We start from the raw sequence: 20,273 nt of genomic DNA on the forward strand, positions 1-20,273 counted from the left end.
CGGGTACCGGCAGACGGGCCCCGCTGCGGAGCGGGGCTCAGAGCCAGCCCTGGCGGCGGGCGGCGCGGACGGCCTCCATGCGGTTGCGGGTGCCGGTCTTGCCGATTGCCGAGGACAGGTAGTTCCGTACGGTCGATTCGGACAGGTGCACCCTCGCCGCGATGTCGGCCACGGTCGCCCCGTCCACCGCCGCACCCAGGACGTCGACCTCCCGCGCCGTCAGCGGGCTGGGTCCCGCGCTCAGTGCTGCGGCCGCGAGCGCGGGGTCGATCACCGTCTCCCCGGCGAGCACCCGGCGGACGGCCGCGGCCAGTTCCTCCACCGGCCCGTCCTTCACGAGGAATCCGGCGGCCCCGGCCTCCATCGCCCGCCGCAGATAGCCGGGCCGGCCGAAGGTGGTCAGGATCAGCACCCGGCAGCCGGGGCACCGCGTGCGCAGATCAGCGGCGGCGTCGAGCCCGCTGCGGCCCGGGAGTTCGATGTCGAGGAGGGCCACGTCGGGCCGCGCTTCGAGGGCTGCGGGCACGATCTCGTCCCCGGCGGCGACCTGTGCCACCACCTCGATGTCCTCCTCCAGCCCGAGCAGCAGGGCCAGGGCGCCCCGCATCATGCCCTGGTCCTCGGCCAGCAGGACCCTGATCATCGACTGTCCTCGCTCCGGGTTCCCACGGCCACGCCGGACTCGGCCCCGGTGTCGTCCACTGTCTCCCGCGCCGTCTCCTGCGTCGTTTCCTCCACCGGGAGTTCGGCGGTCACCCGGAATCCGCCGCCGGGAGCCGGGCCGCTGCGCAGCGTGCCGCCCGCCGCGGCGAGGCGTTCGGTCAGGCCGGTCAGGCCGCTGCCCGGCGTCGTCGAGCCTACGCCGTCGCCGTCGTCCGTGATCACCAGGCGGGCCCGCCCGGCGGCGCCGCGTACCTCGATCTCGCAGGTCGCGGCGGCGCTGTGCCGGATGACGTTGGTGACGGACTCGCGGACCACCCAGCCCAGCAGGGCCGCCGTCTGCGGGGGCAGCGGGGGCCCGGACTGCCGGACCACGGGCTCGATCCCGGCGGCGGTGAGGATGCCGCGGGCCCGGTCCAGTTCTCCTGCCAGGCTCGCCTCCCGGTAGCCGGTGACGGCCTCGCGGATCTCGGTGAGCGCCTGGCGGCCGACCGATTCGATGTCCGCGACCTGGGCGAGGGCCGCGTCCATGTCCCGGGGCGCTATGCGGCGCGCCGCCTCCGACTTCACGACGATCACCGAGAGGGTGTGGCCGAGCAGGTCGTGCAGGTCGCGGGAGAAGCGCAGCCGCTCCTGCTCCACGGCCGCCCGCGCCAGCTCCTGCCGGGTCTCGCGCAACTCCCGCACCGTCTCGGACAGGGCCAGGATGGCCGCGGTGACCATGCCGGACAGCAAGGTCCCGTAGAAGATCCCCAGTGCGCCCCACCCGTCCCGGTATACGGCGATCGCACCGGCGACGGTACTGAGCCCGAACATCACCGGGCCGAGCCGGCGGCCCCGGACCACGGTTCCGGTGGCGAGGCCGAGCAGGGGGAAGAACAGCAGCCAGCTGCCTCCGTAGGCGACGGCGAGGGCGCCGGTGACCGCCCCCATCGCGGCCAGGCTCCAACGGGTGCTCAGGGCCTCGCGCTTGCGCGGATCGAACGCGCGGAACACCACGCTGATGTAGAGGGAGTTGAAGACCAGCAGGCCGAGCCCGCCGACCAGCGGGTTGGGGGTGTCACCCTTGATGAGGTTCGAGATGGCCCCCATGCCCATCAGCAGCCAGGGCAGCAGGGTGAATCCGTTGGGCGGGCCCAGCGGACCGCGGTCCCCGCCGCTGCCATGACCACCGCGAGCGGCCTCGCTCTCGCGCCACTGCTCCACCCGGGCCGGCCGTGCGGCCTTCCACGCCCGGTAGACGGTCCAGTCGCCTCGCATGCGCACTCCCCGTCCCACGGCCTACACCGTCCTCGCGGACCGACGGTACGAGAGCACCGTGCACCCGCCGGGTATCAGGGCGAAGGCGGCCTCGGCGGGGACGGGGCCGAAGGACTTGAAGGTGCGCCGGAACCGGACGGCGGGCGGTGGATACGGGGTCTGCGTCATGACCACCACGCTACGAAAGGGCGCGCGCCACGGGCAGATCCGCATGTACGCGGCTCGGCAGTACAAATGTCACTGCCACACGTCACTGCCGGGGCGAACCGGCCGGCGCCTGGCTGCCGGCGCGGGTTCGGCCGCGTGCCGCGCGGCGGGCTCGGGCGAGGGTGCGCAGGGGGGCCGCCACGCCGTAGCCGATGTCCCGGCGCAGGGCGTCGACGCCCGCCCGTTCCACGGCCGTTAGCTGGTGCGCCATCAGCTCCGTCATCGTCGCGGTCACGGGTCGCAGCCCGGGTTCGGCGAGTTCGAGGATGCCGTCGGTGGCGTCGAGGGCGGCCCGGGCGCGCCGGGTCTCGGCGGCGAGGAGCGCGCGTACGGCGGGAGTGTCGCGGGCCTGTTCGAGGTCGGCGCGGGTCACGGAGTGCTCGTCGAGGCGGGCGCGCGGGATGCACAGGCGGCCGTCCGCGAGGTCCCCGGCGAGGTCCGCGAGGAAGTCGACCCGCTGGGCGGCGTCGACGAACCGCCGCCAGCCCGCGGCCTGTTCGGGGTCGGGTCCGCCCTGGTACTGGAGGCCGGTGAAGACCAGCACCCCCGGCCAGGCGTAGGCGTCGAGGTAGGCCTGGAAGTCCTCCTCGGCGGCGAAGCCGTCGAAGCCCGCCTCGGCGGTGGCGGCGCCTTCGAGGAACCGGGAGACCCAGTGCGCGGGCAGGGCGCGCGCGTCCACGGCGTGGGCGTAGGCGCGCAGCAGGGGGTCGGGGCTGTCCCCGGACGTGAGGGCCGACTCGACCCGCCCGGTCAACGCGGCCAGGTTGGCGGCCCGTTCAGACGGGGTGCCGGTCTCTGCCACGTCGTCGACCATGTTCATGAAGGCGAGGCCGGCGGCGAGCCAGGGCACCAGGGGCGGCGCGGCGAGCAGGCGCAGCACGAGGTACGGGGCGGGTTCGCGGCGGAGCACCCGGCGGGCGGCGTGGGTGTAGTCGTCCCGCAGCCGGGTGCCGGATATCCCGGCGGCCGTGAGTGTGGTGCGCCAGCTCGGCATGGTGGTCGTGCCCCCTCGGAACGTTTCTCCCTGTGTGTACGGGGATCATGATCGCAGGCCCGCGGTCACGGCCTACGTGCGGTAGACCTTCCTGACCTTGCCGTCGGTGCCGGCCAGGACGTAGCCGCCCTGGCCGTAGTCGTCGCTGAGGTAGGTCCGTATGGACGGGCTCTGGTCCATCATCCAGGGATCGACGATCACGTAGCGGGAGGTCGGGTTCGCCACGCCCAGGTCCTGCTTGGCCTGTTCGAGGAGGGCGGGCAGGGTGTCCCATTCGACCTTGGCCATGTCGATGAGCGGGGCGCGGTCCTTGACGGTGCCGGCCGGGCCGGTGCGGGTGACCCCGCCGTCGCGGTACTGCCAGGAATCGACGGTCCTGGCTCCGCTGGCCGTGGGGACGGAGGCGATGACGTACTCGTCGTAGACCCGCATGTCCACGAAGGTGGTGGTGCCCGTCTGCTGCTTCAGGGCCGCCAGGGCGGTCCGGACGTTGTCGGGGGTGAGCAGGCTGCCTTGCGGCGCCGTCGCCTTGGGCGCACTCGCCTTCGGTCCCGGAGTCGCGGCGGCGGGGGTCGCGGAGGCCGGGGCCGCAGAGGCGGGGGCCGAGGCCGCCGGGTCCGAGGCGGACTGGCGGCCCTTCGCGTCCGGGCCGGTCTGGGCGCCGTCCGGCAGCCACTTGACGACCCCGACGGCTCCGGCCGCCAGTACGGCCGCGAGGGCGGCGGCGAGCAGGACGGGGCGGCGCCGTGGTGCGGACGCCGCGGGCAGCGGCGCGGTGGCCGCGTACGGGGTGGGGACCGGGCCGAACGGCGGTGGCGTGGGCGGCCCGTACTGCCCCAGGACCGCGCCGCCCCCGGCGGCGGCGAGAGCGGTGCTCGCGTCCCGGAGCAGCCGTTCCAGCTGCGCCGCGTCGGGCCGCGCTGCCGGGTCGCGTACGAGGAGCCGTTCCAGTACGGGCGCCAGCGGGCCGGAGCGTACGGGCGCCGGGATCGGCTCGTCGAGCACGGCGACCACCGTGGCCAGGCTGGTGGCGCGGCGCAGCGGATGGACGCCTTCCGCGGCCACGTACAGCAGCATGCCCAGTGACCACAGGTCGGAGGCGGCCAGTCCCTCCTCGCCGCGGACGCGCTCGGGCGCGATGTACTCCGGCGAGCCGATCAGCACACCGGTCGAGGTGAGCGCGGTGGACCCGTGCAGGGCCGCGATGCCGAAGTCGGTGAGCACCGCGGACCCGTCCGGGCGCAGCAGTACGTTGGCGGGTTTCACATCGCGGTGGAGGACTCCCTCGGCGTGAGCGGCGCGCAGCGCGGACAGGACGTCGAGTCCGAGCCGGACCACCTCGGTCTGCGGCAGCGGGCCCCCGGCCAGCCGGTCGTGCAGCGAGCCGCCCCGGACCAGCTCCATCACGATCCACGGGTGCCCGTCCGAGCCGTCCGCAGGCTCCACGATGTGGTGGATCGTCACCACATGGGGGTGGGCGAGCCGGGCCAGGGCCCGGGCCTCGCGGACGGCCCGTGCGCGCAGCTGGTCGGCGAGACCGGGCTGGGCGGCGGCGGTCGCCGGGTCCGGCGGCCGCACCTCCTTGAGTGCGACCTCGCGGTGCAGGGCGATGTCGCGGGCGCGCCAGACGGTGCCCATGCCGCCGCTGCCCAGCGGCGCGACCAGCTCAAAACGGCCGTCGATCAGTTGTCTGCCGGCCTCACTCGTGTCCATGGGCCGTCATCGTAGGCGTCCCGTGCGACAGCGGTGTCGGCGGTGTCAGCAGCGCCGGCGGTCCGCGGTGATCGTGCCTTGCGCGGTGGTCACCGTACGGTCGTAGCAGCCGCCGGACGCCGGGGAACCGTGGAGCCGGTAGCGGGCGGTGGTGGTGGCGACGGCGTGCCGCTGGTCGCGCGGGACGTTCGCGGTGTAAGTGGCGTCGCCCGTGTACTGGTTGTCCATCCTGGAGACGTCGGCCTTCCGCCCGCCGCGCAGGATGACGGTGTCGGCACGGTCGCCGAGCGAGAGGACGGTGCGCAGCCGGTCGCCGGCGCCGAGGGTGGTCTCGCCGTCCATCGTGTACGTGCGCGCGGTGCGGGTGGTGGTGGCTCCTCGGGTCACGGTCTCCTCGTCGGTCCAGGTGGCGGTGAGGGCGTCGCGGTTCTCGCCGTCGGTCCAGCGGTGGACGGACGTGTTGCTCACGGCGCGGGTGACGGTGGTGGTGACCCTCCCGTGGGAGGTGTCCAGGTGCCCGGCGACGGTCAGCCGGTGGCCGCCCTCGGTGTCGAGGCGGTGCTCGGCGCCGGGTGTGGGAGCTGCGGGGGTCCAGCGGGAGGAGTTGGCCGGATCGCTCTGCTCGTGCCGGGTCAGGGCGCCGGTGACGACCTCCCGGGCCTCGTCCTGCCACAGCAGCAGGTTGGCCGGGGTGCTCCAGCCGCTCTGTCCGGCCGGCACCCCGGCCACGGACACCTCGATCCGGTGCGGGCGGCCGTCGTTGAGGAGCGCGGCGAAGGGTGTCAGGTCGTATACGACCGGCTGGACGTCGAAGGCGCGGGGGCCCGGGGTGACGTACCAGAGGAAGGGGTTGGACCAGCCGCCGGTCCAGACGGTGGGGAAGGGAGCGGCGATGCCGGCGAGCTGCCCGTCCAGGGAGACGCGGACCTCGCGGTAGGGGCCGTCGGCCGCCTTGCAGGAGTACGGGGCCGCGTCCGGGGTGGTCATGTACCAGTACTCCTCGCAGCCGCCGCCCGAGCCGGTGGCGTACACCTCGGCGAGGAGGCGCTCCGTGTTGCGCGGGGTGGTGACCTCCGGGGTGGTGAGGGGCAGCACGCGGTCGGGGGTCCCGGCGGGGTCGCCGGAGCCGCCGGCATCGGCGGAATCTGTCGAATCCGTGGCATCTGTGGAGCCGGGGCGGCCTTCGGCGGCGTAGAAGGTGAGGGTGACCTTGACGTCGATGACGCCGGTGTAGGTGTCGTTGACGACGTTGCCGATGAGCATCTCGACGGGCTGCGGGCGGGCGAGGGTGTCGCGGTAGCGGGTGACGTCCTTCTCGACGGACCAGGTGATGCCTTCGGGCGAGGGCTGGGGCGTGGAGGTGCGCAGGATCTCGACGCCGCCGAGGGAGAGGTGGCCGAGGCGGTCGTACTGGCGGCCCTTGACCTTGCCGTCGAGTCGCAGGACCACCTTGGCCCAGTGGTCGGAGCCGCAGCCCCGGGGCGGGGTGTAGCTGCCGCGGTACGGGGTGAAGTCGCGGAACTGCGCCTCGGCGAGGGTCACCTCGCAGGAGCGGGTCCCGGGCCGGGCGACGGGCGGGGCGGGGGTGAGGGGGTCGTGCCAGTCGGTGCCGAACTCGGCGGGCGGCGTCTCGCCTCCGGTCGCGGGTGCCGGCGTGGCCGCCTCCGCGGTGGCCGCCGTGGTCGCGCCGTGCGCGGGTCCCGCGGTGGCGAGGGTGGCCGCGGCCAGCGCGATCGCGCCGAGCACGCCCGTGATCCTGTGTCGTCTCATGGGCCCGCAGTGAAACCCGGCCCGCCCGGACGGCGCCAGGGGCGGTGCGCCGCCCCTGGCGTGAAATCGCCGGTCAGGCCGGAAGGACGACGATGCCGTCGGCGTCCGCGTGGACCGTGTCCCCCGGGCGGAAGGTGGTCCCGCCGATCGTGACGGGCTCGTCCACCGTGCCCGCGCCGGTCTTGCCGCTCTTGCGGGGCACGGTGCCCAGCGCCATGACCCCGAGGTCGAGTCCGCCGAGGGCCACGCTGTCGCGGACCGCGCCGTTGATGATCAGGCCGGCCCAGCCGTTGCGCTCGGCGGCGCCGGCGATGAGGTCGCCGACGAGGGCGGTGCGCAGCGAGCCGCCGCCGTCCACGACGAGGACGGCACCGTCGCCCGGGGCGTTCACGAGCTCGCGCAGCAGTGCGTTGTCCTCGTGGCAGGAGAGGGTCCGCACCGGGCCGGCGAACAGCCGGCGGCCGCCCAGAAGGCGGAACTGCGTGGCGCAGATGCCGAGGTCCTCGCCGTGCTCGTCGTACATGTCCGCCGTGGGAACGGGGGTGACGCTCATGTCGCTGGGACTTCCTCGCTGCTCGATCCGGTGCGCAGTGCCTGTCGTTTCAGGCACGGTACCGCTTGAGCTGTGCGGTGATCTCAGTCGCGCGAGTTGCCGAAGAGGAGACGGTAGCCGATCAGCAGGACCAGCGAGCCGGCGATGGCGGAGCCCCAGGTGGCGGGGTCGAAGAACTGGGTCTGGATCGGCCGGTCCAGGAACTTCGCCGAGAGCCAGCCGCCGATGAAGGCGCCGGCGACGCCTATGAGGGTGGTGCCGATCAGGCCGCCGGGGTCCCGGCCGGGCAGCAGGACCTTGGCGATGCCTCCGGCCAGCAGTCCCAGGATGATCCAGCCGACGATCCCCATGTCCATTCACTCCGTTTCGGTGTTCCGCTGTTCACCAGGGAGGACGCGGCCGGGGCCGAAACGGTTCTCCGGCTGTCGGCTCACGCCGCCACGCGGCTGACCGGCGTGGTCGGCGTGGTCGGGGTCGGCGCGGCGGGCAGGTCGGGGTCGGCGGCCGCCGTCCGGGCGGCGGGCGCCGAGGGCGTACGGGTCAGCAGGAGCACGCCGCGCGCCGCGGCGAACGCTCCCGCCACCGCGAGCAGCACCCCCAGCGCCCCGCCCTGGAGGCGTTCGCCGAGCAGGACCATGCCGATCGCCGCGGCGGCCAGCGGGTTGGCCAGGTTCACCACGGCGAGCGGGGCACCGAGCCCGCCCCGGTAGGCCCGCTGCGACAGGAGCATCCCGCCGACCGCGAACACCACGACGAGCAGGGCCACGGCGACGACCCGGACGCTGAGCAGGGATCCGCCTCGTCCGCCCGCCACGGCCACGGTCTGGGTCAGGGCCGAGGCGACCGCGGACGCCAGTCCGGATGCCGTGGCGTGACGAAGCCCCGAGCGCGGGTCCTTGACGGCGGTCAGCAGCAGGATCACGGCGGCCGTGGCCCCGGAGACGGCGAGCGCCTCGGCCAGGCTGAGCGTGTCGTCGGGGGCGGGCCCTGACGCCGGGAGCAGCAGCAGGCCCAGCCCCGCGACGGTGGCCAGGGTGCCCCGCCATTCACTGGCCACCACCCGGCGGCCGGCTCCGCGCGCCCCCAGCGGGACGGCGGCCACGAGGGTTAGTGCGCCGAGCGGCTGCACCAGCGTGAGCGGTCCGTAGCGCAGGGCCGCCGCGTGCAGCAGCGCGGCGCCGGCGTTCAGCCCGGCCGACCACCACCAGGCGCCCGAGCCGAGCAGGGCCCTGGCGCTGCGCGCGACGGCGGCGCGGGCGAGCCGCTCCTGGGCGACGGCGGCGGCCGCGTAGGTCACGGCCGAGGCGAGGCAGAGGACGACGGCGAGAGCGGTGGCGTTCACCGCTCGGCTCCTGCGGAGGCGGGGGCGGGGGCGGCCGGACCGGCGGCGGTCCGGGGACCGGGCAGCCCGCGTACGGCGCCCGCGTCCGGATCCCCGCCCGCACGGTCACCGGCTCGGTCACCGGCTCCGTCACCGGTTCCGTCACCGGCGGCCTTAGGCCGCGGGATCAGCAGCAGGGCGGCCCCGAGCAGGAGGGCCGCGACGATCGCGTCGAGCCAGTAGTGGTTGGCCGTGCCGACGACCACCAGCAGGGTCAGCAGGGGGTGCAGCAGCCACAGCGCGCGCCACCTGGCGGGGCGAGTCGCGGCGATCATGCCGAGCGCGAGCATCAACGCCCACCCGAAGTGCAGGGAGGGCATCGCCGCGAACTGGTTGGCCATGGTGTCGGTGGCCGGCTCGGCCCCGTAGACGGTGGGGCCGTAGGCCTGTCCGGTGTCGACGAGGTCCGCGGCGCCCAGCATCCGCGGTGGCGCGAGCGGGAAGCCGAGGTGCAGCGCGAGGGCGGCTGCGGTGAGCACGGTGAGTACGCGGCGCGCCCACAGGTAGTGGGCGGGGCGGCGCAGGTAGAGCCAGACCAGGAAGAGCGCGGTCGCCGGGAAGTGCACGGCCGCGTAGTACGTGTTGGCGGTGTGCACGAGGGCGTCCCCGTGCAGCAGCAGCCGCTGCACCGCGCCCTCGCCGGGCAAGTGCAGCGCGCGCTCGGCGTCCCAGATCCGCCCGGCGTTGCGGAAGGCCTCTTCGGTGCGTCCGGTCGAGAGCGTCCGGCCCGCCTTGTAGACGGTGAACAGTCCCGCGACGAGCAGCAGCTCGCGTATGAGGCGGCGGCGCGCGGCTCGCCGCGCGGCCGCCGCCCCGGCGGGTGTGGTGTGGGAGGTCATCCCCCGGTTGGTCATCCCCCGGTCTCGCTTCCTGCTCGCACAGATCGACACGCCAGTGTATCGATACATTCGCGTATCGATACGCAGGTGTACCGATACGCTTGCGTTCCCGTACACTGCTCGTACTGGAACACGCCGCCGAGGCGCCCCCGAGGAGAGCCGCACCCCCATGACGTCGACGCCGACCACCGCGCGCCGCTCCAAGATCACCCCGGAGCGGGAGCAGGAGTTCTACGAGGCCGTCCTGGAGCAGCTGCGCGAGCACGGCTACGAGGCCCTGACCATGGAGGGCATCGCCGCCCGGGCGAGCTGCGGCAAGTCCACGCTCTACCGGCAGTGGAAGACCAAGCCCCAGCTCGTCGCCGCAGCCCTGCGGGCCAATCGGCAGGGCACCCTCGTCGCGGTGGACACCGGGTCCCTGGCGGGCGACCTGCGCGAGGCGGCCCGGATAGCGGCCGGCACCTCGGGCCGTGACACCCGGCTGACGCAGGCCCTCGGGCTCGCCGTGCTCAGCGACGAGGAACTGCAGGCAGCCCTGCGCGAGGCACTGGTCGAGCCGGAGCTGGCCGCCTTCGACGCGATGGTGGAGCGGGCGGTGGCGCGCGGCGAGATCGCCGCGGACCACCCGGCCGTGGAGTTCCTGCCGGCGCAGCTGATGGGTGTGCTCCGCATCCGGCCGGTGCTCGAAGGCCGGTACGCCGACGCCGACTACCTGGTCCGGTTCGTCGACGCGGTCATGCTTCCCTCCCTGGGTCTGACACCGCCCCAGGGCCCCTGAACCGGCGGGCCGCCGTCCCGATGACCGGACGGCGACCTGCCCGCGCTGCCTCGTGGGGACGGCGGCAGCGCGCCACCCGGACCGGGCGGCGGTCGCTCACTCGAGGAGTGACCGCCGCCCGATCTGTGCGGCGGTCAAGACCGTTCTTCGAGCCGGACGGCGGCCGCCGTCAGCGCACTGCGCCCATGGTCCGCGTGAACTCCTCCGGGTCGGTGTCGAAGCCGTGCAGCCGCGCGTCGAGCGACCAGGCACCCGAGTCGTCCCGGGTGAACTCGGCGACCGTGGCCGCGGTGGCGGACGGGACGGCCGCGAAGTCGCCCTGGGCGAGATCGATGTGGCCCTCGCGGATCCGGACACCGGTCCCCGCGATGTCTTCGAACGTCGTGGGGCGGTCCGCACCGGTGTCCTGGATCAGGACACCGACCACCACCCGGCGCAACTCCGGTGCCATCCGGTCGAGTTCGAGGGTCATCACCTCGTCGAAGCCGAAGCCCTGGCCCGTCTTGCTGTCCCGGTTCAGGGAGATGGTGCCATCGGGCGAGCGACTGCCGAAGTGGACGAGCTGGACGGGCACCCCGTGCAGGTCCGCGGATCCGTAGACCGCGGCCACGATGTCGAGGTCGTGCGCGGGTGTGCCGGCGGGGCTGGGGTCCCATCGCAGCGCGATCTCCACCTTGGCCAGGCCCTTGCGTACACCAGTCACCGAACTCCCCCTCCGCACTCACGGGTATTGCCCGCCCATGGTCCCACGTGTCCCCCCGCGGAGTCCGAACGACCGTACGTTCCCGGCCAGTTCCGCTCAGGCTCCGAGGTCCACCCGTACGGTCTCCACCCATCCCGGCGGCGCGGGCGCGTTCTCCCCGACCAGCGCGGCGATCAGCCGGCACGAGGGGGTCTCGTCCGGCCACGGCGTGTACCCGTCGGTCAGCACGACCACGACGTTCGGCCGGTCGGGCATGGCCAGCGCGGCGTTGATGCCGACGCGCATGTCCGTGCCTCCGCCGCCGGCCAGGGCCACCTGGTCGGCGCTGGTCACCCGGGTCACGGCGTGTACGTCGGCGTCACAGGCGAGGACGGCGACCCGGTTGCCGCCGATCCCCACCTCCCGCAGCACGCCGGTGACTTCGGCGAGCGCCGCGGCCAGGTCCTCCAGGCCCATCGACCCCGAGGTGTCGATGACGATCGCGACCCGCGGCAGCGGCCGGCGCAGGCTGGGCAGCACCACCCGGCCGCCCAGCGCGGGAGTGCGGCGCGAAGGGCGGCGGTAGGTGTAGTCCACCGCGCCGGCCGCCCAGGCGGCGGCCTCCCGGACCGCTCCGGACAGGGCCTGGCGCCAGTCGACGGAAGGCTCCAGCAGTTCCTCGGCCCACCGGGCCCAGCCCTCGGGGATCCGGCCCCGGGTGCGCTGGTGGGCCCGTACGGCCTGGGCGGTCTGGCGGCGCAGCGCTTCCGCCTCCACCGGACCGACCCGGGCGGGGCCGCCCTCGCCCAGCTCCCAGGGCATGGGGGTGCCGTGCGCGCCGGATCCGCAGTCCACCCCGTGCGACGTGGCGGGGATCGCCGGCAGGTAGGCCTCGAAGAGCCCGCCCGTGGCCAGGCCGAAGAGCCTGGGCTCCATCCGGCCCTCGGGCAGCAGCAGCCCGTCGGCGAGCAGGTCGTCGTTGATCTCGCAGTCCTGGGCGATGTTGACGCGGACCGGATCGCGCTGGTCGGCGGCGGGCAGGCGCTCGGCCCGGCCGTGGTGGTCGCGCAGCAGGTGCGCCACCTCGTGGATCCACACTCCGGCCAATTCGGCGACCGGGGTCGCCTCGACGAAGGCGGGCGAGACGTAGCAGCGCCAGTGCCGGTCGACGCCCATGGTGCGGATGCCGTCCGAGGGGACGACCGTCAGGGCGTACAGGGCGGAGGCGAGGTACGGGCGGCCCTCGGCGGCCTTGTAGCGGGCCGCCAGGAGCTTCGCGCGGTCCAGGCGCACGGCCGGGCCCCCGGGCTCAGCGGCCGCCCGGCAGGGAGCCGGACAGCTGGAGCAGTTCCACGAAGGCGTCGATGCCGGCGGGCACCGGCCAGTCGAGGTCGCGCATCGCGGCCAGGTCGGCGGCGGCGCGGGCGGCGACGTCGGGCACGCCCGCGTCCACGGCCTTGGCCAGCACCGTCCAGCCCGCCTCCCAGCGGGGGCGGGTGAGCTCGCTCTGCACGGCCGCGACCACGGCGATGAGGAAGGCCAGCTGCCGGTCGCCGCGCTCGGGCAGGGCGAAGGCGTCCGGGTCGGCGAGCACCCGGTCCGGGTCGGGCAGGTCGAGGTTTTCGAGGTACGAGAGCAGTTCGATCCCGGCGGCTTCCCCTACGGCTCCGGTCAGCGCGGCGGCCAGTGCCTCCCGGCCCGTCGAGGCCGCGTACCCGGTGGCCAGCAGCCGCAGGGCCATCTCCCAGGTACGCGGGGAGGGCCAGCCGCGGCCGCGGGACGCGGCCTCGGCTGGCATGTGGTGGACCAGGCCCGGCCGGGCGGTGAGGAAGCCGGAGACCGCACCGCGGGCGCGGGCGGCCGAGCCGGAGGCCTTCGCGGGGTCGACGGCCGGGATCGCCACCTCGGGCCAGGTGCCGGCCATCCCGCGGGCCACGGTGCGCGGATTGTGCGTCCAGTCGAGGTGGACGAAGCGGTTGGCCAGCGGGGGGCTGAGGTGCCAGCCGTCGGCCGCGCTGGCGGGGGGATTGGCCGCGGCGACGATCCGTACCGCCGGGGGGAGTTCGAGGCTGCCGACCCGGCGCTCCAGGACCACGCGCAGCAGGGCCGCCTGCACCGCGGGCGGGGCGGAGGACAACTCGTCGAAGAACAGCAGTCCGTGGCCGGTGCGTGCGAGGCGTACCGCCCAGTCCGGCGGGGCCATCGGGACGCCGGTGGTGGCGGGGTCGTCGCCGACGATGGGCAGCCCCGAGAAGTCGGAGGGCTCGTGGACGCTGGCGATGACGGTCTCCAGCTCCACCCCGAGCGCGGTGGCGAGCTGCCGCATGCCGGCGGACTTGCCGATGCCCGGCTCACCCCACAGGAGCACTGGCTGATTGGCCGTCACCGCCAGGGCCAGTGCCTCCAGTTGGGGGTCGGTGGCGGGTTCGCTGCGGGTGGCGCTCAGCCGCTCGCCCAGGGCGTCGGCGGCGGCCAGTGCCCGGGAGGGCTGCGGCTGGGCACTCATGCGTCGTCGTCCTCGTCTTCCTCGCGGTATTCCATGTGCTCGTCGAACCAGTCGGCGCCGATGCCGGGGAACTCCTCGTCGACGCGTTCCCGCAGAAAGGTGAGGTCGGTGCGCTTGTAGCGGCGGATCTCCTGGGACAGCGACAGTTCCATCTCGTCGATGACGTCGATCCTGGCACCGGCCGCCAGCAGGGCCCTGACCAGGTCCGGCGAGCCGCCCCAGTGCACCGCCGACAGCAGCGGAGTGCGCTCGTGCTTGTCCCGCGCCTCCAGGTCGAGGCCGGCCGCGAGCAGCCGGGGCAGCAGCACCTCGTGGTCGAGCAGGTGGAGTTCGTGCAGCAGGCCACGGCTGCGGGCCTCCCGGATCCGCGGGTCCACGCCCGCGTCCAGCAGCGCCACCACACCCGGGGTGTCCCCGTGCTGGGCGCGCAGGAACAGCTCCCGCTGCTGGCTCCGCAGGGCGCGCGGCAGCCGGCCCTCGCCCGTGGTCCAGGTCTGCTGTACGGCGAAGCAGCCGGAGACCGCGCCGCCGAACGCCCGCATGGCGCGCTCCCGTTGCTGCTCTTCGGGGGTGTGCGGCACGTCGAGCGCGCCGCCTCGCGAGCGCACCTCGTGCCATTCACCGTGGCAGCGCACCCGGGCGGGCCCCGCCTCGGCGGGGCCGGGCGGACCCACGGCCGGTCCGGCACCGGGGAACAGGGAGGCGGCGACGAGCGGGTGCAGCTCGCGCGGGGTGATCCGGCCGGTGCGCACCAGTTCGAGGTCGGGCAGCCGTTGCCAGGCGTACCGCGGCAGCTGCGGCACGGTGAGTGCCTCTTCCCGCTCGATGAACCGGGCCCGGAGCCGGTCGGGGCCGTCGGGTTCCAGGAGGAGGAAGGTGCGCCAGTCGGCCGCGATCCGGTAGTGCTCACCCGCGCCGGCGGCCACGAGCAGCCCCACCTCCGCCACGAGCCGGGTGGGGTCGACCGGGATCCGCTCGAAGAGGGCCTTGGGGTCCACCGGACGCTGGTACGGCTGCGGGGCGGGCACGGTCAGGTCGCATGCGATGCCCGCGGCCTCGTACGCCGCGGCGATGTCCCCCTGAGCACGCAGCAGGGCGATCCGCTCGGCGCGGCCCTCCGGGTCGCCGAAGCGCGCGCCCAGCTCGGACACGCACCGGGCGTCCCAGAACGGCCGGACCGCCGTCCAGTCCTCCGGTACGAAGCCGCGCCCCGTGTAGCGGTTCCACTTCACCAGGGCGACCGGCGCGCAGTGCAGGCGCAGCCGCTGCGAGCCCTCGGTCATCAGGGGCGTGGTGACCGACAGGGTCGGCCCGTCGGCCCCGCCGTACGAGGCGAGCAGGATCCGCAGGTCGGTGCCGATGGTGGTGCGGCCGCCCAGGACCCGGGGCAGGTGCCAGCGCAGCAGGTCCGGGGCGAGGTGGCGGAGGTCGTCCTCGACGGCCTCGGCGACGGAGGCGCCGTAGCGGGCCGCGACCTCCGGCAGGTCGAAGTCGATGTCGACGGCGGCGGCGGCGCAGGCCGCCCGCCAGTCCCCGGCCAGGCGGTGCGCGGTGGCCTGCTCGATCATCCAGCCGGGTACGGCGTACCGGCGGATCCGCTGCCAGGCCGGGCCGTCCTCGGGCAGGAAGCCGCCGGGCAGTTCGGCGTACGGGCTCACCGGTACACGCTGCCAATGGCGCGCAGGTCCGGATGGGCGGCCCGGGCCGGGCGGAGCCGTTCGGCGAAGGAGCGCTTGACCCGGCGGGGCAGGCCGGGGCCCAGGCCGACGTACTCCAGCGGGCTGTCGGCGGGCACCGCCGCGAGCAGGCTCTTCGCACCGCGCCCGGTGAGGCCGGTGTGGCGGAGCTCCAGGCGGCGCAGCGGGCTGCCGGGGAGCGCGGCGGCCAGGGCGTACGCCCCTTCGTCGCCGGGATCGTTGCCGGTGGAACCGAGGCTCCGCTCGGACATCGTCCGGCCGAGGTCCAGGGCCTCGACGGAGCCGAGGGCGGCGGCCAGGGCGCGCGCTCCGGCGGCGCCGATGCCGTTGCCGCCGAGGCCGAGTCGGACCGGGCCGGAGGAGGACGCGGCCGCGGCGGCCAGGACGGCGGCGCCGTCGTCGCCGAGGTGGTTGGCCGGTACGTACAGCTCGCGCACCCCGGCCTGCCGGATCAGTGCGGCGAGCAGCGGCGCGGCGTCGGCGCCGAGGCCGTTGCCGCCGAGGAAGAGGCGTTCCAGCGGCTGCTCGCGCTCCAGCAGGGCGTCGAGCAGGAGGCGTACGCCGTCCGCGCCGATCCCGGTGTTGACCAGGTCGAGGGTGCGCAGGGCGGTGTTGCGGCGCAGCAGGGCGGCGAGCGTGCGGGCGCCGTCCTCGAAGAGCGGGTTCCGCTTGAGCCAGAGGGCTCGGACGGTGGTGTCGTCGGCGAGGGCTCCGGCAAGGGCCAGGGCCCCGTCGGGGCCGATCCGGTTGCAGCCGAGGTAGAGGGTGCGCAGCCCGTGCCCGTCGGCTCCGACCGCCAGGCTCTCCGCCAGGGCGCGAGCGCCCTCGTCGCCGATGGCGTTGGTGCCGAGGAGCAGGTGGGTGGCGTGTGCGGAGGCGGCCGCCGCGGGCAGCAGCCGGGCCGCGCCGCCCGGGCCGAGCCCCTGCTTGCAGAGGTCGACGCGGCCGTCGGTGCGCAGGGTGCCGAGCGGGAAGGCCTCGTCGGCCTCGACCGGGTGGTCCGCCGCGAGCCGGGCGAGCAGCGGGCCGAGGCCCGCGGGGTCGGCCGGCGGCATGTCCGGGTGCTCGATCGCGGGGCACCGTACGGGTGTCGGCTGTGTCATCACCACTCCACCGGTTCCTTCGCCGGTGCCCGGCGTCCATCACGACTTGAGACAGCAAGTAGACGCAAGACCGGTCGGATTCGAACCGACGTCCTCCAGCTCGATGCGTGGGCGCGACGACCTCTGCGCTACGGCCTTGCTGCGGACGATCATACCGTCCCGGCGGCCGAAAATCGATCACCAGTTTGGGCCATCGATCCCCGACTGCCAGGATTTCTCTACCAGTTACCGTCCTGTACTGGTTTGCCCGGCCTCGCGGCGTTACCGAGCGGCTTGACCTGGGCGGGGTCCGGCTCCACCCACGGGGTGTGGTCGTCGCCGATCCACTCCCCCACCGGCTTGACCCCGGCCAGCGCCGCGGAGGGCGCGAGGTCGGCGGCGGACTCGTCGTAGTAGTCGAACCAGGGCAGCCCGGCCTGGGTGTAGGCGGCCCGGTCCACCGGCGAGGGCGGCGCGTCCTCCCCGGTGATGCGACGCCACTCGGGCGGAGTCACCAGGTGTACGAAGACCCGCGCGGCCGGCTCCTGCGCCCACGCCGAGAGCGGCCGGTCGTCCTGGTAGACCTCCTGGCGCATGGAACCGCCCACGCCGAGCCCCATCGCGGGAGCCGCGGGCAGCGCACCCCGGGTCGGGGCCGCCCCGGGGGCCGCCGGGGCCGCGCCCGGGGCCGGGATCCCGCCCGGAGCCGCCGCCATCGGCATGGGCACCGGGCCTCCGAAGCCGGCGAAGCCGCCGACCGCGCCGGGCGGCGGGGTCGGGGGCAGCGGGGCCCCGTACGAGGAGCCGGGAGGCTGGGGGCGCGCCGGATTCGCCCGCCGCCATTCCTCCAGCACCGCCGGCGCGAGCGGGAACGCCTGGAGCTGCACTCCGCCGGCGGTCTCCTCGCCGGTCACCTGTCCCTCGACGGTGGCGCCGAGCCCCAGCGGTACGGCGACGAACTGGCGTACCGTCCCGTCACCCGAGTTGATCCCGTCCAGCCACGGCTGGCGGGGCAGCACCACGTAGTTCTGCGGACCGCGGGCGAGCCGGCCCGTCCAGCGCTCGCCCGACACCGCGCACACCTTGCCGACCCCGACCTGGAGCGCGGCGGGCTCGCGGGTACCGGCGAAACTCAGCCACATCGCCTCGCGCAGGTACACGGGCAGCATCACGCCACCCTTCGCCAGCCACTCCGGCGGCACCGTGTCCGGATAGTCCTCCACCCGCCGGAGCGGGAACTCCCCCAGTCCGGGCGGCAGCGCGTGCGTGCCCGATTCGGGAAGCCGAAGGGTCCGGATGAAGCGGATCTGCACCCCTTCTCCCAGTAGCAGCGCATTCCCGTCGATCCGTACCGAACCAGTCCCCATGCCCGCCCCTTCTCCCGTGTTCTGCGGCTCCGGTCCGGTTCCGCCGCAGAATCTGCGGCCGGTCCGGATCGTTATCCTCAAGTTTTGCTCAGATGTAGTGACGCTGTGGCCGCGAGCTTCCTAGCTTCCTCGTACACGTGTCGTGACGTCCCCCACGCATTCGCGGTTCCACGCGCCCCGGCGATCCCGGGGCGCGTCCCGCGTCACCAAGGAAAGAGTGCAGCAATGAAGGTTCCCCAGGCCGGTGCGGTCGCCGCAGTGATCGTCCTCGCCCTGACCACCTCCGGGTGCGGCAGTGACGACGAGGCCAAGGGGACCCTCTCCGTCGGCATCAAGTTCGACCAGCCCGGCATCGGGCTGCGCGAGACCGGCGGCATCTTCTCCGGCTTCGACGTGGACGTCGCCAAGTACGTGGGCAAGGAGCTCGGCTACAAGCCGGACCAGATCGAGTTCAAGCAGGTCTACAGCAACGACCGCGAGCTGCTGCTCCAGTACAACGAGGTGCAGTTCGTCGCCGCCAGCTACTCGATCAACGAGAAGCGCAAGGAGAAGGTCGACTTCGCGGGCCCGTACTTCGTGGCCCACCAGGACCTGCTGGTCCGCTCCAGCGACAACACGATCGCCAAGGCGGAGGACCTCAACAACAAGCGGCTCTGCTCCGTCACCGGCTCCACCTCGGCGGAGAACATCAAGAAGGGCCTCGCCCCCAAGGCGAGCGTGCTGGAGCTGCCCGGTTACTCGGAGTGCCTCGTCGCCCTTGAGGACAACCTGGTCGACGCCATGACCACGGACAACTCCATCCTGGCCGGGTACGCCGCCCACAAGGGCAACGAGGGCAAGTTCAAGCTGACGGGCCAGAGCATGAGCACCGAGAACTACGGCATCGGTGTCAAGAAGGGCAACAAGGAACTCCAGACCAAGATCAACGCCGCGCTGAAGAAGATGGTCGCGGACGGGTCCTGGGAAGCGGCCGTGAAGAAGAACTTCGGCGCCGACTACAAGTACGAGCCGGCGCCGGCGATCACCACGGGCAGCTGACGATCGTCGAGGCGGTGGCCGGATCCGACCAGTCGGCGTCGAAGCGGGCGTTGACGACGTAGAGCCGGTCACCGTACACCGCCGCCGCCGTCGGCTCGTCGAAGCGCGGGTCGGTGATCTGGCGGACGAAACGGGCACGGCGGCCGTCGCCGCTCAGGGTGAACACGTCCACGGCGTAGCTCCAGTTCCGTACGACGTAGAGCGTGCGGCCGTGGACAACGAGGCCGTCGCCGTTGCCCACCGACCCGCCGTCGAGCACGGTCCGGGTGGCGGCGCCGCTGGCGGGGTCGATGCGGAAGAGCGCCTGGGCGGTGTCGTGTACCACCAGCAGGGCCCGGCCGTCGGGCGTCCGTTCGATGCCGTTGGCGCCCCAGTACTCACCGCCGGGCGGGACCGGGGCCCATTCTCCGCCGAGCCGCAGCGCGCGCGGAGCGGCGCCGGCGCCGGTGAGCGCGCGCCCGGCGGGCAGGAAGTACAGGACGTCGGCGAAGGAGTCGGTGAACCAGGCTCCGCCGCATCCGACGACGACGTCGTTGACGAAGGCCGTGCCGGTCGCGGCCTGGTGAGTGGCCAGGATCCGGCCGTCGCCGGGGTGGACGACCCGGATCTGGCCGCTGGCGCCGCCCGCGACGAGCAGCCTGCCGTACGCGTCGAGCTTGAGTCCGACCGACTGCGGCCCCCGCCCCCGGGTGAGGATCCGGCCGGTCCCGGTGGCGAGGTCGGCCTGGTAGATCGAGCCGTCGATCAGCGAGCCGGTGTAGGCCACCCCGCGGGCGGAGACGGCGATGCCCTCGGGCTGGAAGCCGGGCGGGGTCACGATGGTGTCGGGCCACCGGGCGGCGGCCGACGTGGGGCTCTCGGCCGACGGGGCCCCGGCCGAGCGGGCCCCGGCCGAAGGCGCCCCGGCCGAAGGCGCCCCGGCCGGCCGGGCCTGGGCGAGCGGGGCGAGCGGACCTGCGAGCGCGGCGCCGCCGAGGGCGGCGGCCGCGCCGATGAACCTGCGCCGACCCAAGGGTCCAGTCACGGTGGTGTCCTCTCAACTGCCTGGGCATGAGCATTGATTGACGCTCACACCTCAGCACACCGCCCGCGCCCCGTCAGTCCCGCATCCGGACACTTCACAAGGGAATGGGGAGCCTCCCGTTCACGGCCGGAGCGGGAGCCCGTGCCCGGTCAGACCACGGGGGCCTTGCTCCGCAGCACGGTCAGGAACTCCCGCATCCAGCGGGAGTGGTCGGGCCAGGCCCTCGCCGACACCAGCGTGCCGTCGACCACGGTCTCGGAGTCCTCGAACGCGGCCCCGGCCGCCTTCATGTCCAGCTCCAGCGCCGGATACGCGGTCACCCGGCGGCCGGTCAGGCCCCCGGCCGCGGCGGTGATCAGGGGGCCGTGGCAGATCTGGGCGATCGGCTTGTCGGCGTCGGCGAACGCGGCCAGGATCCGCCGCACCTCGGGATCGTTGCGCAGGTACTCCGGCGCCCGGCCACCCGGGACGACCAGGGCCGCGTAGTCCTCGGTGGCCACGTCCGTGAAGGCCAGGTCCGCCGGCCAGGTGTAGCCGGGCTTCTCGGTGTAGGTGTCGAAGCCGTCCTCGAAGTCGTGGACCACGAACCGCAGCTTCTTCACCGACGGAGCGGCGATGTGGACCTCGTATCCCTCCTCGCGCAGGCGCTGGTACGGATACAGGACCTCCAGCGACTCGGCCGCGTCGCCGGTCACGATGAGGATCTTCACTGCCATGGGCTG

At 74.1% G+C, this 20,273-nt stretch carries 20 protein-coding genes and 1 pseudogene; 2 read left to right on the forward strand and 19 right to left on the reverse strand.

Translation table 11 applies throughout. From position 1 onward, the window contains the following. Positions 1–37: 37 nt before the first annotated feature. The 10 genes from ACFYOB_RS03040 to ACFYOB_RS03085 all read right to left on the reverse strand — a co-directional run bounded on the left by ACFYOB_RS03040 (position 38) and on the right by ACFYOB_RS03085 (position 9,377). Positions 38–643: a response regulator gene (locus ACFYOB_RS03040; protein ID WP_388553612.1), complete on the reverse strand. Its 606-nt coding sequence runs from the start codon at positions 641–643 to the stop codon at positions 38–40. Further along, on the reverse strand, positions 640–1,920 hold the full coding sequence (locus ACFYOB_RS03045) for a sensor histidine kinase (RefSeq protein WP_388553615.1): 1,281 nt from the start codon (positions 1,918–1,920) through the stop codon (positions 640–642). The genes ACFYOB_RS03040 and ACFYOB_RS03045 overlap by 4 nt, the downstream gene beginning before the upstream one ends. Positions 1,921–1,941: 21 nt before the next feature. Further along, entirely contained in the window at positions 1,942–2,088 is a 147-nt protein-coding gene (locus tag ACFYOB_RS03050; protein WP_388553617.1) for a hypothetical protein, read from the reverse strand. Positions 2,089–2,170: 82 nt separating this feature from the next. Beyond that, positions 2,171–3,121, reverse strand: coding sequence for a squalene/phytoene synthase family protein (locus ACFYOB_RS03055; protein WP_388553620.1), 951 nt, complete (start codon positions 3,119–3,121; stop codon positions 2,171–2,173). A gap of 72 nt (positions 3,122–3,193) precedes the next feature. Beyond that, on the reverse strand, positions 3,194–4,834 hold the full coding sequence (locus tag ACFYOB_RS03060) for a serine/threonine-protein kinase (protein ID WP_388553623.1): 1,641 nt from the start codon (positions 4,832–4,834) through the stop codon (positions 3,194–3,196). 45 nt (positions 4,835–4,879) lie between these two features. Next, a complete protein-coding gene (locus ACFYOB_RS03065; protein WP_388553626.1) occupies positions 4,880–6,604 on the reverse strand; it encodes a peptide-N4-asparagine amidase in 1,725 nt (574 codons plus the stop codon). Between the two features lie 73 nt (positions 6,605–6,677). Continuing rightward, on the reverse strand, positions 6,678–7,157 hold the full coding sequence (gene rraA / locus ACFYOB_RS03070) for a ribonuclease E activity regulator RraA (protein ID WP_388553629.1): 480 nt from the start codon (positions 7,155–7,157) through the stop codon (positions 6,678–6,680). Between the two features lie 83 nt (positions 7,158–7,240). Further along, entirely contained in the window at positions 7,241–7,507 is a 267-nt protein-coding gene (locus ACFYOB_RS03075) for a GlsB/YeaQ/YmgE family stress response membrane protein (RefSeq protein WP_388554038.1), read from the reverse strand. A gap of 80 nt (positions 7,508–7,587) precedes the next feature. Continuing rightward, positions 7,588–8,499: a hypothetical protein gene (locus ACFYOB_RS03080; protein WP_388553632.1), complete on the reverse strand. Its 912-nt coding sequence runs from the start codon at positions 8,497–8,499 to the stop codon at positions 7,588–7,590. After that, entirely contained in the window at positions 8,496–9,377 is an 882-nt protein-coding gene (locus tag ACFYOB_RS03085) for a phosphatase PAP2 family protein (RefSeq protein ID WP_388553635.1), read from the reverse strand. The genes ACFYOB_RS03080 and ACFYOB_RS03085 overlap by 4 nt, the downstream gene beginning before the upstream one ends. 169 nt (positions 9,378–9,546) lie before the next feature. Between ACFYOB_RS03085 and ACFYOB_RS03090 the strand changes: the two genes are divergently transcribed. Beyond that, positions 9,547–10,155 (forward strand): TetR/AcrR family transcriptional regulator, encoded by a 609-nt coding sequence (locus tag ACFYOB_RS03090; RefSeq protein WP_388553637.1) that lies wholly within the window; start codon positions 9,547–9,549, stop codon positions 10,153–10,155. Positions 10,156–10,324: 169 nt separating this feature from the next. On the opposite strand, the gene ACFYOB_RS03095 is transcribed toward ACFYOB_RS03090, so the two are convergent. From ACFYOB_RS03095 to ACFYOB_RS03125, 7 genes and pseudogenes are all read right to left on the reverse strand, one after another. Next, entirely contained in the window at positions 10,325–10,858 is a 534-nt protein-coding gene (locus tag ACFYOB_RS03095; RefSeq protein WP_388553640.1) for a TerD family protein, read from the reverse strand. A 96-nt stretch (positions 10,859–10,954) separates the two neighbouring features. Further along, on the reverse strand, positions 10,955–12,130 hold the full coding sequence (locus tag ACFYOB_RS03100) for a VWA-like domain-containing protein (RefSeq protein ID WP_388553643.1): 1,176 nt from the start codon (positions 12,128–12,130) through the stop codon (positions 10,955–10,957). A 16-nt stretch (positions 12,131–12,146) separates the two neighbouring features. After that, positions 12,147–13,343, reverse strand: coding sequence for an AAA family ATPase (locus ACFYOB_RS03105; RefSeq protein WP_388553645.1), 1,197 nt, complete (start codon positions 13,341–13,343; stop codon positions 12,147–12,149). Further along, positions 13,340–15,001: an ankyrin repeat domain-containing protein gene (locus ACFYOB_RS03110; protein ID WP_388553648.1), complete on the reverse strand. Its 1,662-nt coding sequence runs from the start codon at positions 14,999–15,001 to the stop codon at positions 13,340–13,342. Before ACFYOB_RS03110 ends, ACFYOB_RS03105 begins: the two co-directional genes overlap by 4 nt. Beyond that, positions 14,998–16,143, reverse strand: coding sequence for a gala protein (locus ACFYOB_RS03115; protein ID WP_388553651.1), 1,146 nt, complete (start codon positions 16,141–16,143; stop codon positions 14,998–15,000). The genes ACFYOB_RS03110 and ACFYOB_RS03115 overlap by 4 nt, the downstream gene beginning before the upstream one ends. Positions 16,144–16,208: 65 nt before the next feature. Then, positions 16,209–16,281 (reverse strand): annotated as a pseudogene (locus tag ACFYOB_RS03120). Positions 16,282–16,361: 80 nt separating this feature from the next. Next, positions 16,362–17,489 carry a hypothetical protein gene (locus tag ACFYOB_RS03125; RefSeq protein ID WP_388553654.1) on the reverse strand — a complete coding sequence of 376 codons (1,128 nt, stop codon included), beginning with the start codon at positions 17,487–17,489 and terminating at the stop codon, positions 16,362–16,364. A gap of 225 nt (positions 17,490–17,714) precedes the next feature. Between ACFYOB_RS03125 and ACFYOB_RS03130 the strand changes: the two genes are divergently transcribed. After that, a complete protein-coding gene (locus ACFYOB_RS03130) occupies positions 17,715–18,527 on the forward strand; it encodes a glutamate ABC transporter substrate-binding protein (RefSeq protein ID WP_388553657.1) in 813 nt (270 codons plus the stop codon). Here the strand turns inward: ACFYOB_RS03130 and ACFYOB_RS03135 are convergent. Together ACFYOB_RS03135 and ACFYOB_RS03140 are read right to left on the reverse strand one after the other, a co-directional pair. Continuing rightward, positions 18,511–19,551, reverse strand: coding sequence for an SMP-30/gluconolactonase/LRE family protein (locus ACFYOB_RS03135; protein ID WP_388553660.1), 1,041 nt, complete (start codon positions 19,549–19,551; stop codon positions 18,511–18,513). The two genes, ACFYOB_RS03130 and ACFYOB_RS03135, sit on opposite strands and share 17 nt — an antisense overlap. A gap of 149 nt (positions 19,552–19,700) precedes the next feature. Continuing rightward, positions 19,701–20,267, reverse strand: coding sequence for a DJ-1/PfpI family protein (locus ACFYOB_RS03140; protein ID WP_388553662.1), 567 nt, complete (start codon positions 20,265–20,267; stop codon positions 19,701–19,703). Positions 20,268–20,273: the final 6 nt, after the last annotated feature.

This window comes from Streptomyces sp. NPDC006463, from assembly GCF_042870715.1.
GTDB lineage: Bacteria > Actinomycetota > Actinomycetes > Streptomycetales > Streptomycetaceae > Streptomyces.

Coding starts and splice junctions, on each gene's coding strand:
- ACFYOB_RS03085 (WP_388553635.1), bottom strand. CDS start 9,377: ATGACCTCCCACACCACACCCGCCGGGGCGGCGGCCGCGCGGCGAGCC.
- ACFYOB_RS03125 (WP_388553654.1), bottom strand. CDS start 17,489: ATGGGGACTGGTTCGGTACGGATCGACGGGAATGCGCTGCTACTGGGA.
- ACFYOB_RS03140 (WP_388553662.1), bottom strand. CDS start 20,267: ATGGCAGTGAAGATCCTCATCGTGACCGGCGACGCGGCCGAGTCGCTG.
- ACFYOB_RS03065 (WP_388553626.1), bottom strand. CDS start 6,604: ATGAGACGACACAGGATCACGGGCGTGCTCGGCGCGATCGCGCTGGCC.
- ACFYOB_RS03045 (WP_388553615.1), bottom strand. CDS start 1,920: ATGCGAGGCGACTGGACCGTCTACCGGGCGTGGAAGGCCGCACGGCCG.
- ACFYOB_RS03115 (WP_388553651.1), bottom strand. CDS start 16,143: ATGACACAGCCGACACCCGTACGGTGCCCCGCGATCGAGCACCCGGAC.
- ACFYOB_RS03105 (WP_388553645.1), bottom strand. CDS start 13,343: ATGAGTGCCCAGCCGCAGCCCTCCCGGGCACTGGCCGCCGCCGACGCC.
- ACFYOB_RS03050 (WP_388553617.1), bottom strand. CDS start 2,088: ATGACGCAGACCCCGTATCCACCGCCCGCCGTCCGGTTCCGGCGCACC.
- ACFYOB_RS03130 (WP_388553657.1), top strand. CDS start 17,715: ATGAAGGTTCCCCAGGCCGGTGCGGTCGCCGCAGTGATCGTCCTCGCC.
- ACFYOB_RS03090 (WP_388553637.1), top strand. CDS start 9,547: ATGACGTCGACGCCGACCACCGCGCGCCGCTCCAAGATCACCCCGGAG.
- ACFYOB_RS03055 (WP_388553620.1), bottom strand. CDS start 3,121: ATGCCGAGCTGGCGCACCACACTCACGGCCGCCGGGATATCCGGCACC.
- rraA (WP_388553629.1), bottom strand. CDS start 7,157: ATGAGCGTCACCCCCGTTCCCACGGCGGACATGTACGACGAGCACGGC.
- ACFYOB_RS03040 (WP_388553612.1), bottom strand. CDS start 643: ATGATCAGGGTCCTGCTGGCCGAGGACCAGGGCATGATGCGGGGCGCC.
- ACFYOB_RS03060 (WP_388553623.1), bottom strand. CDS start 4,834: ATGGACACGAGTGAGGCCGGCAGACAACTGATCGACGGCCGTTTTGAG.
- ACFYOB_RS03075 (WP_388554038.1), bottom strand. CDS start 7,507: ATGGGGATCGTCGGCTGGATCATCCTGGGACTGCTGGCCGGAGGCATC.